General features: G+C 48.2%; 13 protein-coding genes. 10 read left to right on the top strand and 3 right to left on the bottom strand.

Features of this window, described 5'->3' with window-relative positions:
• Positions 1 to 2: 2 nt before the first annotated feature.
• Both ON05_RS18785 and ON05_RS18780 read right to left on the bottom strand, forming a co-directional pair.
• The gene (locus ON05_RS18785; RefSeq protein WP_010472656.1) at positions 3 to 965 is read right to left on the bottom strand and encodes an iron ABC transporter permease; all 963 of its coding nucleotides are present in this window, start codon (positions 963 to 965) and stop codon (positions 3 to 5) included.
• Positions 966 to 1,044: 79 nt separating this feature from the next.
• A complete protein-coding gene (locus tag ON05_RS18780; RefSeq protein WP_010472654.1) occupies positions 1,045 to 2,685 on the bottom strand; it encodes a hypothetical protein in 1,641 nt (546 codons plus the stop codon).
• Between the two features lie 408 nt (positions 2,686 to 3,093).
• On the opposite strand from ON05_RS18780, the gene ON05_RS18775 reads away from it, so the two are divergent.
• Positions 3,094 to 3,747 carry a MotA/TolQ/ExbB proton channel family protein gene (locus ON05_RS18775; RefSeq protein WP_010472653.1) on the top strand — a complete coding sequence of 218 codons (654 nt, stop codon included), beginning with the start codon at positions 3,094 to 3,096 and terminating at the stop codon, positions 3,745 to 3,747.
• Positions 3,731 to 4,135 carry a biopolymer transporter ExbD gene (locus tag ON05_RS18770; protein WP_010472651.1) on the top strand — a complete coding sequence of 135 codons (405 nt, stop codon included), beginning with the start codon at positions 3,731 to 3,733 and terminating at the stop codon, positions 4,133 to 4,135. The genes ON05_RS18775 and ON05_RS18770 overlap by 17 nt, the downstream gene beginning before the upstream one ends.
• Before the next feature lie 11 nt (positions 4,136 to 4,146).
• Here the strand turns inward: ON05_RS18770 and ON05_RS18765 are convergent, their stop codons facing one another.
• On the bottom strand, positions 4,147 to 4,674 hold the full coding sequence (locus tag ON05_RS18765; RefSeq protein ID WP_010472650.1) for a Dps family protein: 528 nt from the start codon (positions 4,672 to 4,674) through the stop codon (positions 4,147 to 4,149).
• A 160-nt stretch (positions 4,675 to 4,834) separates the two neighbouring features.
• On the opposite strand from ON05_RS18765, the gene ON05_RS18760 reads away from it, so the two are divergent.
• The 8 genes from ON05_RS18760 (at position 4,835) to ON05_RS18725 (ending at position 15,846) form a co-directional block, all read left to right on the top strand.
• Complete coding sequence (locus ON05_RS18760) at positions 4,835 to 7,396, top strand: TonB-dependent hemoglobin/transferrin/lactoferrin family receptor (RefSeq protein ID WP_010472647.1); 2,562 nt, start codon at positions 4,835 to 4,837, stop codon at positions 7,394 to 7,396.
• Positions 7,397 to 7,400: 4 nt separating this feature from the next.
• Positions 7,401 to 8,399 (top strand): AraC family transcriptional regulator, encoded by a 999-nt coding sequence (locus tag ON05_RS18755; RefSeq protein ID WP_010472646.1) that lies wholly within the window; start codon positions 7,401 to 7,403, stop codon positions 8,397 to 8,399.
• Positions 8,400 to 8,509: 110 nt separating this feature from the next.
• Positions 8,510 to 11,098 carry a TonB-dependent siderophore receptor gene (locus tag ON05_RS18750; protein ID WP_039779811.1) on the top strand — a complete coding sequence of 863 codons (2,589 nt, stop codon included), beginning with the start codon at positions 8,510 to 8,512 and terminating at the stop codon, positions 11,096 to 11,098.
• Positions 11,098 to 12,141, top strand: coding sequence for an ABC transporter substrate-binding protein (locus tag ON05_RS18745; RefSeq protein ID WP_010472640.1), 1,044 nt, complete (start codon positions 11,098 to 11,100; stop codon positions 12,139 to 12,141). The genes ON05_RS18750 and ON05_RS18745 overlap by 1 nt, the downstream gene beginning before the upstream one ends.
• Positions 12,142 to 12,173: 32 nt before the next feature.
• Positions 12,174 to 13,235: an iron-siderophore ABC transporter substrate-binding protein gene (locus ON05_RS18740; protein WP_010472639.1), complete on the top strand. Its 1,062-nt coding sequence runs from the start codon at positions 12,174 to 12,176 to the stop codon at positions 13,233 to 13,235.
• Between the two features lie 229 nt (positions 13,236 to 13,464).
• Positions 13,465 to 14,718 (top strand): MFS transporter, encoded by a 1,254-nt coding sequence (locus ON05_RS18735; protein WP_010472637.1) that lies wholly within the window; start codon positions 13,465 to 13,467, stop codon positions 14,716 to 14,718.
• A 397-nt stretch (positions 14,719 to 15,115) separates the two neighbouring features.
• Positions 15,116 to 15,604 (top strand): hypothetical protein, encoded by a 489-nt coding sequence (locus ON05_RS18730; RefSeq protein ID WP_010472636.1) that lies wholly within the window; start codon positions 15,116 to 15,118, stop codon positions 15,602 to 15,604.
• A gap of 119 nt (positions 15,605 to 15,723) precedes the next feature.
• Entirely contained in the window at positions 15,724 to 15,846 is a 123-nt protein-coding gene (locus ON05_RS18725; protein WP_010472634.1) for a hypothetical protein, read from the top strand.
• Positions 15,847 to 15,931 lie beyond the last annotated feature (85 nt).

The following is a 15,931-nucleotide window of genomic DNA, read 5'->3' as shown; positions in this document are numbered from 1 at the left end:
GGTCATACTCCTAACGGAGACATACGACGATACAGCAGCCAAATAAACAGAGGAGAACCTAAGAGAGCAGTGACTGCACCTACAGGCAGTTCAACGGATCCTAACCGAGCCAGCAGATCGGCTAAAATCAACACCCAGGCTCCGCCAAGAGCAGATAAAGGGACGACCCAGCGATAGTCTGTGCCGACTAAGAGGCGGACACCATGGGGGACGACTAAACCGACAAAGCCAATTAATCCCGCCATGCTGACGGCACTAGCGGCTAATAGGGTGGCTATTCCACCGATTAAGAGGCGCGATCGCGTCAACGATACCCCCAAGCCTACCGCTAGTTCATCTCCCAAATTGAGGATATTAATATTGCGGGACAGCAAACAGCCTGCTATCAGCGCACCGCCAATATAGGGGCCAGCATTCACCACTTCTGTCCAGCCTCGTCCATTCAAACTGCCAATCAGCCAATTCAGAGCGGCTTGAATCCGACCATCATCGGACAACAACAGCAGGGTGGTTTGTACTGCACCTAATAAAGAGCTAACCGCAACCCCACCTAAGACCAAACGTTCCACAGCGATACCGTTGGCAGTATGGCCTAAACGATAGACTAAGGCCGAAGTCACAACAGCGCCAACCCAGGCAGCGACGGGCAACCAGCTTAGGAAGATATTAAGGGTAAGAAGTGCGATCGCAACCAAACCAGCCCCTGCCGAAATCCCTAGGATAAACGGATCGGCCAGACCGTTTCGTAGCATTCCTTGCAATAAGGCTCCCGACATTCCCAAGGCAGATCCCACCAGAAGTGCAGCGGCAATCCGAGGCAATCTCAGGTCCCATAGGATGGTTTGATTTAGTTCAGGTCCTTGGTGCCACAGGGCTTGCCAGACTTCTTGCAAGCCCATATCCACAGAGCCTTGGCCTAAGGACAGCAAAATAGTAATGACGAGTCCGGCACCTAAGATGCCCATCAATGAAGCACGTTGCACAGCTTTTGAGTCCGCCTAAAACGTTGAGGGTGAATTGAACATAAGGTAAGCGCTTATCTCTTTACTCTAAAGGAGGTGGAGCAGCTGGAGCTGGGGCAGAAACTGGAGCAGGTGGTGGTACATATGCTGGAGCCGGAGCGGGCGGTACATAAGCTGGGGTTGGAGCCGGAACGGGTGGTACATAAGCCGGGGTTGGAGCCGAAGCGGGCGGCGGTACATATGCTGGAGCTGGAGCGGGTGGTACATAAGCCGGAACTGGGGCTGGGGCCGGAGCAGGCGGTACATAAGCCGGGGCTGGAGGTGGGGCAGGGGCCGGAACCGGAGCGGGTACTGGAGCTGGGGCTGGGGCAGAAACTGGAGCTGGTGCTGGGGCTGAAGCGGGTTCCGGAACGGGACCTGGAGCCGGATCAGCCACTGGAGAGGTTACTGGAGCTGGGGCTGGGGCCGGAGTCGATATTGGAGCGGTAGCTGCTGCCGGAGCTGGAGTGCTCGGAGCACTCACTGGTGTATCTGCTGGTCTAGCTGGGGCTGCAGCTGGGGCTGCAGCTGGGGCCTGCTGCCTTGCTCGACGAGCTTTAGCGGCTGCTCGCTCTTGAGCCCGCTGCTGGGATAAAGCTCGATTTTTACGAGCTTGTTCTCGCTCTTTTGCCGTCAAATCATTCGCTTCAAACCGAATTTTAATGGGTTTACTCCGCCTTTCTTCTGGCACAGACTTCAGCTGTTTCTTAACCTGCTTAAGAAATTTCTTCTTATCCTTTTCAATCGCCTTATCCAGTTCAGGATCGCCTGTAGATCGCTCAAGCTGTAGATCCACCACCTTGCCATTCTTGAGAACTGGAATAAACCGTTCTGATAACCCAGCGGTCGTTTTCGATTTCGCGTCTTTTTTATACCCAATGCCCAGTTTTTTCGAGCGCCCTTTTTTCTGTACCTTTTTGGGCTTGATAGGGGCTTTGGGTTGAGTATTCACCGCTGTTTTTTTCGGCCCCTTAGTCGGTTTGGCTTTTCCTCGTCTAGACTTAGACCAAGACGTTTTGCCCTTGGATGTCTTGGCTGTCGATAGTCCAGATTTGGATACTTTGCGTTTCGCAGCTCCTAATGGCTTAGCGGTCGATTTGGCTGCAGTTTTCTCAGCTGACGAGCCTGGATCGGCAGGCGTAGCTTCTCCAGTTTTTACAGGTGCCTGAGACGGAGCATCTTCTTCTGAAGCAGAGGACGTGGGTTCAGACTGGTCAGTTGTTTTGGCGGTGGAAGGAGATTCCTCTGTTGTGTCACTAGTTTCTGGTCCTTCTGGTGGCGTTTCAGATGGTTCTTCAGGAGGCTCAGATTCTTGCAGTGGCTCTGGGCGTTCTTCTGATTCTGGAAGCGGCGGTTCAGGCACTGAATTCAATGCCACAGGTTCCGGCACATCCTCTACTAGCTCAGCAGCATCTGGGTCTTCCAGCTCTTCCAACGGTTCAGGTTCTAGATCCTCCAGAATCGGGTCTTCTTCTTCAAGTTCTTCTACTGGCGCATCTACGACTGCAATTTCAATGGCATCGTCCTCGGCTAGATCAATCTCTTCAGAGGAGGGTAAACCGACACTAATTCCGAAAAACAAAGAGTGCAACACTAGGGACCCTGGCAAAGTACATGCCAGAACGGTGCGGACAAAGCGCTCTTCGTTCTCTTTATGAGTGCTAGAGAACGGATTGAGACTCATGTGAATAACTGAGAATAGATCGGTTTAAACGATACACAATATTCTTAGTAAATGAAAGTTATCTATGAACTTTATCAAGGTAAATAAAATTCTCAAGATCTCATAAAAATAGAGTTTTCAGGAAAATTTAGGCAATTTGCTTCTTTATCCCATCAATAAGGAATTTCTATTTATTACCCGATCTGCTTTTAATTACTTGACAATATATATCATTAAAGATACGGTCTCATCTATGGCTGATTGTGCCGACATCTCTAATGAACTAGATGGCTTAGGTTCAGCAAGGGTGATTGCTGTGTCAGGGTCTCTAGTTGTGAGTCTTCACAGGATTAGCGCTTTTTAGAGCCAGTGCAGGTTTCGGTCACAGCAATCGGTCTTCCCTATCGCAGTATGGAGTGGTATACATACATGCAATTTGGCCAAATCATTACGGCGGGGGGAATTGTAATGCTCCCTCTCATGGTATTTTCACTAATTGCCATGGCTCTGGTGATTGAGCGATTGATCTTTTGGGCCAGGCTAAATCGCAATCAACTGCGAATCGTCAAGCGGACGCTGCAGCTCTATCGGCTCGATAATATTTATGATGCGTTGGGGTATGTGCAGGAGCAGACAAAGTATCCCATCGCGCGCATTTTCTTAGCAGCTCTATCGTTAGAGGAGCCCACACCGGATGAATTCCGTTTGGCGTTGGAGAGTGAAGCCCAAGCTGAGCTACCTACGTTAAAGCGGTTTACCACGGTGTTTGACACCATTATTAGCATTGCCCCTTTACTTGGCCTACTGGGAACGGTATTGGGTCTAATTAACTCCTTCTCTTCACTCGATATGGGCAATATCGGGGGGAGTGAAACAGCAGGAGTGACGGGGGGGATTAGTACAGCCTTAATCTCAACAGCTGCAGGGTTGATTGTAGCGATTTCAACACTTATTTTCGCCAATGCGTTCCGCAGTTTATATCAACGACAGTTGGCTTTTATTCAAGAGTACGGGGGACAGTTGGAGTTGCTCTATCGCCATCGCTATGAACGACAAAGAGGCAGTCATGCGCTTACCCGATGATCCCAATCCACCGGCTCAGATCAATATTGTGCCGATGATTGATGTTATTTTTGCAATTCTGTCCTTTTTTATCATTGCCACGTTATTCCTCAACCGCAGTGATGCTCTACCTGTGAATTTGCCCCAGGCAAAAACAGTGAAGCCGCAGCTATCAACCAAGGTGACGGTCACCATTGGTGAGACGGGGGATTTAGCGCTCAACCGAGAACCGATCCAGCTGGATGCTTTAGCAACAGAAGTTCAAGACTTAACGGAAACAGCCAAAAAGGTCGTAGTGGTCATCCATGCGGATGAGCAAGTGGGGCATGGCCGCGTTGTGACGGTGATGGACCGCATTCGCGAAATTGAAGGTGCGAAGCTGGCCATTGCCGCCACAAAGAAACCATGACGATTACCGGATCACGCCACAACCAGCTTGTCAGAGGCCAAAAAATGGGCCAAATGGTAGGCTCGCTCTTCTGTCGCTAGCAGCATCTGCTCATACAAGTAGCGAGTACCGCGATCTCCTAGACTTTCTGCCTGGGACGCTTGGCTACGAAGTAGTTTGATCACAGCCTGTTCAGCAGCTAGGTCATGCTCCACCATGGTTCGACAGTTATACACACCGTCTGCTTCGGGTTCAAAACAACATAGCTCCGCTAGCTTGCTAAAACTAGCGGCGGGTACCCCTCCTAAACCATTTAGACGTTCGCCAAGATCATGAACATGGCTTTTGGTGGCATCCCCACACTCTTGGAAAAAGTTGTGGAGCTGGTAAAACTCAGCCCCTTCGACGACAAAATGATGCTTTTGATATTGCAAATACAACGCCTGGAAACTAGCCAGGGCAGTATTCATACCCTCGCAAATCGGTTCAGTAGCAGACCGATCCAGCAAGACTGGATTGTCAGCTATCTGGCCGAAAGGTTGAACTACAGCAGTAGACATAATATTCCTCTCTCAGAAAATGGCACGTGCAGACGGACATCTCTTTTTCTCTGGAATTGAGATGCCTGTGGGCGTTTGGCTTCAAGCTTTGCCTTTAAAGGTAACGTTTTCCCCTCTCAAAAGGTTTAAATCTGCTATCTCTTAACCTCCTTGGATGACTATGACTCGATTTCATGCCTCAGCTTTCTCTCTAGCCTTACTCCTTACAGGTGCTGGTATGCTTAATGCTCAGCCAGTCTTGTCCCAAGTTGAAGATAAACCGTTAGACAGAACAAAACAGTCAAACCAAACACGCTGTTTGTTAACCTCAGATGACTGTCCCCTGGATGTCACTGCTGATGTTACGCCTGGAGTAGAACCACCCGTCCCAACGGTTATTACGGCTGAGGGTATTCCTGACATTACAGAAATAGATCTGCCTCTATCGAATGCCCAACTCTTATCTCAAGAGGGTCCTGATGAAGCCGATCGCCCTTCTGCAGAAGAAGAGGCATTACCGACCGACACCGTGGATGAAGAAGTAGAGCTGGAAATTACGGTGACTGGTACTCGGACGCCACGGGCCGTTCAACTCTCTCCTGCTAATATCACGGTGATCAAAGCAGAGGAGTTACAACGTCAGCTAGGCCAAGATATTCGGGATTTAATTCGCTATGAGCCAGGGGTGAGCGTCAATGAAGATGGGACCTATGGGGCAACGGACTACAATATTCGTGGCTTAGAGCGTAACCGGATTTTGCTGCAGGTGGATGGGATTCGACTCCCCACTTTTTTTGAATTTGGCAGTTCGATTTTAGGGCGCGACTTTGTCGATGTGGGCTCGGTGCAGACGACAGAAATTATTCGAGGCCCCGCCTCTGCCCTCTACGGGAGTGATGCCTTGGGGGGGGTGGTCAGCTACCTGACCCCAGACCCCAGTGACCTATTGGCATTAACGGATCGCGATTACTACATTAGCGGTTCTACCCAGTTTCGGAGTTCAAATTCCGGGTTTTCAGGTACGGGAACCGTTGCCTTCCAGGCCACGGACGATCTGTCTGGTTTGGTGCGCTTTACCCATCGCGAAAATACTGAACGAGATAACAATGCCGAAGATCGATTTGAAGATCCGTTTTTCGGGGTGACCAATAATGTGTTGGGCAAGCTGGAATTTAAGATCAATGACCATAATACCGTCCTACTCACGGGTGAATATTTCAATGAAGCGGGAGACTTCGATACGGCGGCGGATAACCTGAACTTGGTCTTAGCCTTTCCGGGTACGACCATTCTGAACGATGATACCGATACGGAAACGACGCGATCGCGCTTTAGTATCGCTTACAAATTTGACAATCCTGAGAGTGAGAGTTTCTTACAATTTGGTCGAGTCCAGTTCTACTACCAAGAATCGGATTACCAAGAGACCCGAACCAGAAATGATATTTTCGCTAATCCCTTTGTACCACCGCCCTTCACCCCGCCCCCAGCCCGACGGTTTCGAGAGTTAAATAACCTGTTCGTTGAAGATATTATCGGTGGCGATATCCAGTTGCGGAGTGATTTTCGCACGGGCAGCGTCGCTCATAAACTCACCTATGGATTAGATATTTCTAGCACCTTTAACCAACGGATCCGAGATGGACAGCGCATTAACTTAGATACGGGTGCCATCTCCAACCGAGTTGGACCGGATGCGTTTCCAATCAAAGACTTTCCTGATTCCGACACCCTGCGCATCGGGGTTTATCTACAAGATGAGATTGAATTTGGCGAAGGCCGATTTACGGTTATTCCGGGTCTGCGCTTTGACTACTACAGTCTGACAACCCAACCGGATGCCCTCTTCTTTAATAATCCTGGTGCTGAGGCGACGGACTTAAATGATTCGGCCCTGTCTCCCAGCTTAGGTTTGGTTTATAAGGTCACCCCAGAGATTGCCTTAGTGGGTCGATATGCTCGGGGGTTTCGGGGACCCAACTACATTGAAATCAATAGCGGTTTTTCTAACCCAGAAAGCGGATATCGCACCATTTCTAACCCTAATCTAGAGCCGGAAACCAGCCATACCTTTGAGTTAGGGGTTAAAGGAGCCTTTCCACGAGGGACCTTTGGCGTTACTGGGTTCTACAGCATCTATGACAACTTTATCTTTGGGGCTGCGGAAGGTAGCACCGCAGGCACAGAACCTGCCGGATGCTTCCCGCCTTTTACCCCAGGCTGTGTGCAGGTGTTCCAGTCTCAAAACCTGGAGCAGGTCCGTATTTATGGCATTGAAGCCCAAGGTGAATATCGGTTCAGCTCTGAGCCTCATGGATTCCGTATCTTTGGGGGGCTAGCCTGGATTATTGGCGATGACGACCAAAATAATCAGCCTTTAGAAACTGTGAATCCCTTTGAAGCAGTGGTTGGCCTCGGGTATCGAGCCCCAGAAGATCAATGGGGGGCTGAATTGATTGGCACCTTTGTGGGCACTGCTCGTGTAGATTCCGAACCGGATGATTTTATTCCGGGAGGGTTTGCAGTGGTTGACTTGACGGGCTTTGTCAAAGTTACCCCGAACCTCAGCCTCCGAGGCGGCATCTACAACATCTTTGATGCAGAGTATGTGCGCTATGCAGATGCTCGCAGACTCAACAATGAAACAAACAATACCACCACCGATCCAACGTTTGGTCAGCGGCGGGCTCGCATTACCCAACCTGGCATTAATTTCGGGGTTGGCCTGACGTTTGAATTCTAGGCATATGGCACTTTTTCTGAAGGCAGCAGAGTTCACCCAGCTTTGTCAGCAGGGTCAAATAGAGTCTTCGTCTGGTACCGGATTAGATCGCTCAACTCTGCTGCCCAGAAGCTTAGGCCAAGGCACTTATCGCCAGTTAAACCTGCGCGGTGGATTAACGATTGAAATTCGGGAGGGCGTACTACAAGAAACTCTCCGGATTGAGCAAATTCATGAACCCGTCTTTCCGTTAACCTCTAAGTTTTTTCTAGCTGGATCTGCCAGGGTGGAGACCCCCGGCATTCAAGGTATTCAGCCAGATTATTTGGAACGTAAAGGGTTTAACTACCTGTATCACCTGCCAGACTTAGAAGAAATTGAAGAATGGTATGGCGGAGAAGCGATCCACGTGGTCATGATTTATGCCAACACCGATTACTTTCACTTTCTACAGGATGATCAGACACTTCCCACCCCTTTACGCAATATTTTTCATGGCCGACAGGCGCAGCATCGCTTTCACCAGTCCTTAGGCCCAATCTCTCCCAAAATGGAGCAGTTGCTTCAACAGGTGGTGGACTGTCCTTACACAGGTGCAACCCAAGCCTTATATGTTGAAAGTAAAGCATTAGAGTTGCTCACGCTGCAGTTAGAAACTTGGAAGCAGCAGTATCTAAATGTACCTACCTTACGAAAAGATGATATCGAACGTTTGCATCAGGCGCGGGATCTGTTGATTCAACAATCGGATAATCCTCCTCTCTTAATTGATTTAGCCCATCAAGTGGGATTGAACGATCGCAAGTTAAAACAAGGGTTTCGCCAACTATTCGGCACCACTGTTTTTGGGTATTTACAGGACTATCGGATGGGACAAGCAAAGCAACTTTTGGCAGATGCCAACTTGTCCATTGCTTCTGTGGCGTTGTCCGTGGGCTACCGCAATCCTGAAGCTTTTAGCACGGCCTTTCGCCGAAAATTTTCTGTAAGCCCTAAAGCGTATCAACTGAGTTGTCGAACCTAAAAGTCCAAAAAAGTCCAGATCGCGAAGAAAAAAGTCCAGATCGCAAAGACGGCGAGAAAATTGCTCCCCTATGATTTCTAGTTAATAACGACTCTGTGGGCGAAGCAATCATGTCTAAGCGGTATCGAAGATTGACTCAGAAGGCGATGTTGCCTGAATTGCTTGCCTATGGCCTTCCTTCTGTGATTGCTACCTTGGGCCTTTTAGCTTCGATTCCCGTTCGGGCTGAACAAGCTGCCGGAGTACCTGAGATTCCAGATATTGATCTCGCGAAGCTCTCTACACCCCCTTCTTCCCAACCCGCTACTAGTGTCAAGGAATGGCAGGCCCAGATTGAGGCATCCATTGTTGAGATTACGGCTGTGCGAGTAGAACCCAGCCCAGAAGGACTCAATATTATTTTGGAATCTGAGACAGGACAGCTTAGTATTCCCACCCCCACCACCGAGGGAAATCGTCTCAGTTCTGTTATTCCCAATGCAGTATTGGCCTTGCCAGAAGGTCCCAGCTTTGAGCAAGCTAACCCAACGCCTGAGATCACGCAAATTAGCGTCACGAACCTGGCTGATGATCAGGTGAAAGTCGTAATCATAGGGGCTAAGGCTGCCCCCACTGCGACGGTGAGCAATGTAGACTCAGGGCTCACTTTTTCTATTGCTGCTACCCCGGACACTCTGGCTGAAGATGAAGAAGTGGAAATTACAGTGACGGCCAATCCTGAAGAAGGTTATGCTCCATCCACTGCCAGCGTGGGAACGCGGACCGACTCACCCATTCGGGATGTTCCTCAATCCATTCAGGTCATTCCCAAGCAGATCATTGAAGATCAGCAGGCTATTGGCGTAGAAGAGGTGGTGGAGAATGTGGGCGGCGTCACCTTTTTAGGCAATCAAGATAGTCGAGGACTCAATTTTTCTATTCGCGGCTTTGATAATGTGCCTGTTTTGCAAAATGGGTTTCGTCTATTTGGAGGTGACTCCGTAGAGCCAGAAGTGGCTAATTTAGAACGGGTAGAAGTCTTGAAAGGACCTGCCTCGATTTTGTTTGGGCAGTCAGAACCCGGTGGACTGATTAATTTGATCCGCAAGAAACCCTTATCGGAACCGTTCTATAAGCTGCAAATTCAAGGGGGGAACCGAGGTTTTGTCAGTCCAAGTGTTGATCTATCCGGTCCCTTGGATAAAGACGGCAACTTGCTGTACCGTCTCAATGCCCTTTATCGTCGCGAAGATAGTTTTCGAGACTATACAAGCAGTTTTGATCGTTTTTTCGTCGGTCCCTCTTTAACCTGGAATATCAGTGATCAAACGGACGTAACCTTTAGCCTGGAATACATCAAGGAGGATAATCCTGCCGACTTTGGGACCCTGGCCTTTGGTGATGGTATTGCTAATATCCCGCTATCACAGGTGACCAATAATCCTGATGATACGGTGGATAAAACCTTTTTGAAGGTGGGGTACAACCTAGAGCATCGGTTTAATGACAAATGGAAACTCCGCAACGAGTTTAGCTATATCTACGACAAATATGACTATGGTGTTCTAGCGTTGCCTTTTAGCCTAGACGAACCAACTGGAACGTTGACGCGGGTTTTTGCGGCTCAGTTTAACGAGAATACCTTTTTCAATCTCAATACCAGTCTTCAAGGCGAATTTGAAACAGGCTCGATTAGGCACAATGTCGTCGCTGGGGTCGATTTATCCCGTGCAGACAACAATGGGGCAACACGGTTTTCGCCAACCCCTGAGTTTCTCAGCTTTCTGGATATTTTTAACCCCGTATACGATCCAAAACCTCCGTTTGATACGGTGCCGATTGCTTTTGGCAATGACAATTCGGTCAATCGGTTGGGGGTTTACCTGCAAGATCAAATCTACCTGCTGGATAACCTGATCTTGGTGGGAGGTATCCGCTATGATATCGTCGATCGCTCTAATATCAGTATTGTCACAGGGATTGAAGAAACCCAGGTAGACGAAGCGTTTAGCCCTCGGGTTGGCTTGGTCTTTCAGCCGACGGATTATCTGGCCCTCTATGCCAACTATTCCAAATCTTTTAATCCCACTTTTGAAAGGGATGATACGGGAGAAATTCTTGATGCAGAGCGAGGAGAGGGGTTTGAAGTTGGTATTAAGGCGGAGTTGATCAAAGACCGATTGTCAGCCACCCTTGCTTTTTTTGATATCACTAAATCAAACGTCGCCACCGCCGATCCGGTCATCCCTTTTGCTTCTGTCACGACAGGTGAGCAAAACAGTCGGGGGATTGATTTTGATATCTCCGGTGAAATTTTGCCGGGCTGGAATGTGATTGCTTCTTATGCCTATATTGATGCCAAAGTAACGCAAGATAATACCTTCCCCATCGGCAATGACCTAAGCGGCGTCCCTGAGCATAGCGCTAGTCTCTGGACATCCTACGAAATCCAATCTGGGGACGCTCAGGGATTGGGGTTTGGATTGGGCTTTAATTTCGTTGATGATCGGGCTGGCGATTTGGAGAACAGCTTTAGGGCCGATAGCTATTTCTTGACGAATGCTGCTATTTTCTATCGGCGTGACAAGTGGGATTTTAGAATCAACATTGACAACCTATTCGATGTTAATTTTATCCGTTCTGTGGATGGAGGGAGAGCCAGAGGTATCTATCCAGGTGAGCCGTTCACTATTCGAGGCTCTATCTCTGTGGAGTTGTAATGGTCACCGTTGTCCAGGCTCTATCTCTTGGGCTACTAGTTGGTGCTCTAACTCTAGCCTGCGGCACAACGGGTAACCGGCCTGATGCATCCACGCCAACAAGTGGTTGTGAACGCATTAAGCATGATGGAGGTGAAACTGAGATTTGCAGGCAACCCCAAACCATTGTTGCCATTGGCCCCAACGTTTTAGAGTTGCTATTGGCTTTGGATATACAACCTGTGGGCTATGCAGATTACTATGCCCTGCCGTTTACAGACTTTGACCAACCACAATCCCAAATTCCTTACCTGGGGGAACGGCTAACGGGCCAGGTCACAAAAGTAGGCACTTGGAATAGTCCTTCCTTGGAAGCCATTTTGAAACTCAAGCCGGACCTAATTGTCGGGAGTACTCTAGCGAATCAGGGGCAGTACTCACTGTTATCTCAAGCTGCTCCTACATTGCTGTTTTCCTATGGAGCCAAAAAGGGATGGCAGACACAGCTTCGCTTGCTGGCTAAGGTATTAAACCGTTCTGAAAAGGCAGAGCAGGTAATTGCTACCCATAATCAATTGGTAGCCGAGGCCCGCAAAAAACTTCAACCTACTGTCCAGAAATATCCACAAGTCTTGTTGCTGGCATCTGAGCAACTTGAACAGGGACTCGCAGTTGAAAACAGCGGCAGTCGCTGTGGTGGACTACTAGAGAATCTGGGGTTTAAGTTGCTAGCGCCTAAAAATATCGGTACTGAGGGGCCAGGACGCAACAATATTTCCCTAGAGCTATTGCCAAAGTTAAAGTCTGACTGGATCTTGTTCCTAGCCTGGAATACCGATTTTAGTGATGCAGGGCCTGATCTAGAAAAGCAGCAGATCTCAGCCGTTCGGCAACAGTGGCAGGAAAATGAGATCGCACAATCGTTACCCGCAAGCAAATCGAACCAAGTGTACTTTCACAGTGCCTATGTCTGTCGCGCCCTACCAGGTCCCATCGGCACCGAGCTGTTGCTCGAACAATTTCAAGCTGATTTACTGCCTTCAGTGTCCGATCCAACTCCATAAGCCCCACCCCTCCCCTGTAGGAACGCTAGCGTATGGCACAACTGAAATTGAAAATGATGGTCCTACTGATGGCCCTTGCGATAGCGGGCGAAGCCTGTACCCGTCCATCTCCTCCCACCTCAACGGATACTGACTGTCGGACCATTGCCCATGACCTGGGTGAAACAGAAATCTGTGGTCAACCGCAAAAGGTTGTGACCATTGGTCCTAATTTATTGGAACTCTTATTGGCCCTTGAGGTACAACCAATTGCCCATGCCGAGTACTTTCCATTCCCTAAGCGTCAATTTGATCAGCCCGATCAGCAAATTCCCTATTTGGGCAAGTACCTGACGGGACAGCCAGACAATGTGGGGACTGCCGAAAGCCCATCCCTAGAAGCGATCGCAAAATTGAAACCGGATTTGATTTTGGCAGACAGCATTAAGAATAAAGATGAGTATGAACTACTGTCTAAAATTGCACCCACCTTACTGTTTGACTACAGTGGTGCAGGGTCTGCGTGGCAGACCGATTTGAAAGCTCTCGGCCAAGCCCTCCAGAAATCTGAAAAAGCCACCGCAGTGGTAGCGGAGTCTCAGCAACAGGTTGCCAAACTCAAGCAAGAGTTACAGCCTATTGTGGCTAAAGATCCCAAAGTCTTGCTGCTATTGTCTGAGCAACTGAGTCAGGGCGTGCGCCTAGAAACCGCGAATAGTGCCTGTGGGGCCTTGCTTGAAGACGTTGGTTTTGAGGTAGTAGTCCCGGCTGCTTTGAGCCAATCCCAGGAACCGAGTCATGTGATTTCTTTGGAATCGTTGACCAATCTGGATATGGACTGGATATTGATCGAAGGCTTCTCTAGCCAAAATATTGCTAAAACGCCTAACCCAGAAAAACAGCAGGTCAAAGCCATCAAAACCGAGTGGAGCGAGAATGCGATCGCACAATCACTACCACCCAGCAAAGCAGGTAAGGTCTATTTCATCCCTGTATACCTATGCCATGCCCTCTTGGGGCCTATTGGCACTGAAATTTTTCTCAAGGATCTCTACCAACAGCTATCACCCTCACAAATCAAAACCAGCTATATCCCCGCTCGATTCAGGTCTTGAAGTTGAACTGGAGGATATCAACGACTCATTCATGTCCGACAGCTTTCAACGCTTAAACAACAACTACCAATACTTTTAGAGTCTTTTTGAGACCTTTAACCTCAATTCTGACTCCACCTGATGGCGTCTGGCTGATCAGTTCGCCTCGATATCTCTATCACCTCCCTGCAGTTTAATCCGATTGAAATTCTGATCTATTCGTCGTTCCATTTTCTGAATGCCAGGACCTATGCGCACCTTTCTGATCATCTGGCTTGGACAGTTTGTATCACTCCTGGGTTCAGAACTAACCAACTTTGCCATCACTTTGTGGGCCTGGGAAATCACCGGACAAGCGACCCCTTTGTCTTTGATTATGGTGTGCACTCAGATTCCCAAACTTTTGGTTTCCCCTTTTGCCGGAATCTGGGTAGATCGCTACTCTCGTAAGTTCTTAATGCTGTTAGGCGATCTCGTCGCCGGACTGTCTACTATCGCCCTGCTGATGCTGTTTCTCATGGATCAATTGCAGGTGTGGCATCTCTATATTTCTGGGGCCATTAACGGCTTATTCGGCTATATCCAAGGGCTAGCCTATTCGGCTTCTCTGTCCTTAATCGTGACCGAAAAAAATTATGCCCGTGCTACTGCCCTAGGCTCTGTCCAAATGTCAGGGAGTTATGTTTTGGCTCCGGCTTTAGCGGGTGCTCTCTATGCTACCACTGGGTTAACGGGGGTTCTCAGCATCGATATTGTCACCTTTGGCATGGCGATCACCAGTCTAGTTTTGGTCAAAATCCCTCAGCCATCAGAACAGCCGACTAAACCAAAAACGTCTTGGTCTTCCTTAGCCTTTGGTCTACAGTATCTCTGGGTTCGGCCTAGCCTGATGGCTCTACTGGGTTTTTGGATCATCAATAGCCTAATTGGCAGTACGATATTCGCCATTCTGCCCGCGATGGTTTTAGCTCGGAGCAATAATAACCCGCTAATTTGGGGAACGCTTCTGGCTTTCTTTGGCATGGGCGGTTTGCTGGGCGGACTCACCATTAGTGTTAGCGGCGGACCAAAACGGCGTATTCACGGCGTTCTGATTGCCAGTGCCCTGTGGAAGTTCGGCATTATTGTGTTGGCTCTTGCACAGCAAACGGTGACTAAGATTGGCACAGCGCTAGTTTGTGGATTCTGTTCGCCATTTCCAGAGAGTGCTAGCCAAGCAATTTGGATGTCGAAGGTGGAGCCGGAAGTGCAAGGGCGAGTGTTTGCAACGCAATTTTTGCTGACCCAGTTGAGTAGTCCAATCGGATATGCGATCGCAGGTCCGTTAGCCGATCATTTCTTTGAGCCAGCCATGCAGCCCGATGGAGCATTAGTAAGTCTCTTTGGATCTATGTTTGGCACAGGATTGGGAGCAGGGATGGCATTGCAGGTTTCCATCTTTGCTCTCTGCGGAATGCTCATTGCCATCGGTGGCTATGGGAATCGCCTCTTGAGATCGGTATAGCTGTCTTCAAGGGACTAAACCTACGAACCTAGACCTCTCAAACAGCCTGTTGAGCCGATGTCAAGCAACATAATCTTAAAAAGGCTGACAGAGATTTCGTAAATGCCATCACAAAAATTATTGAGAATAATTTTCAATTATGCAACAATACAACTTGAGTGAATTTCAAGTACATCAAAAAATCCATCGTGTTCTATATCAAACGCTTTATACAAAACGATCAGGCTAGATTTTTCTATCTATAAACTGAAAGATGCTACTTCACCGCTGACTTGTAGACGGACATCACCAATCACAGTTAGCTTCAAAATCTATCGAATGAATACTCAATTAATAATTATTCCTGATAAATAATGGACAACTAACTAATTACAGCTCAAGACCATTCTTTGAAACAATGACCTACGACCCTCAGACCTATTCATCCTATGAACTGGGCTGGCAGTTACATAGCAAAGCAGGAAATCAAAGTTTTCAGGCAGGCATGTATGCAGATGCTCAGCAAGCTTATCGGAAAGCGATTTCCCTGGCAGAACTAATGTTGATGACGGCGAAACAAGAACGTCGTCACCCTGAGGCGATTCATGCCTATGTTATTGCTTGTCATAATTTAGCTGACAATTTGCTGAAATCTGATGAGTTCCCGGCGGCAGAGACGACCATGCAGCAAGCACTAGATCAAGTGATTGACTCAATGTGTTCTACACAATACTCGCAGTGTCTGCGTTTTGAGGCGGCGAAAGCTTTAAAAATGGTCAGCCTAAAAGCCTATGAGTTTTATCAACAGTTAGGACAATCTGACAAAGCTCAGGCTGTTGTTAAACAAGCTACGGAACAGGCCCAACAGTTTTTCAGTCAGTTGCAACCTAAATCATTAAGTGCTTAAAGTTTAATCCTCTGATGGTTTTTCACTGTTTTATGGCGTCTTGATGACTGACTAAGATTTTATTTCTCTTTTCCAAAAAAGGCTCAAGTGGGTTAACTCAATAAACAGGAGTAAATCCCATGCATATTTTTGTTGACTTACTATTAGATCCCCGTTTTTCAATCGTTTTAGCGCCTTTGGCATTAGCCACCTATTCTACGTTGTTCTTATTAGAGTATTTTGATCGGCAGTTTGATCAGTGATTAGGGCTGCAATCAGGCTTTAGTTCTAAACATAATAATTTAAAGCCTGAGCAGTAACTGTCAGCAGTGGATAGAGTGATTGCTC

Source organism: Acaryochloris sp. CCMEE 5410, assembly GCF_000238775.2.
Classification (GTDB): Bacteria; Cyanobacteriota; Cyanobacteriia; order Thermosynechococcales; family Thermosynechococcaceae; genus Acaryochloris.
This window is presented reverse-complemented; position numbering and strand designations above follow the sequence as displayed.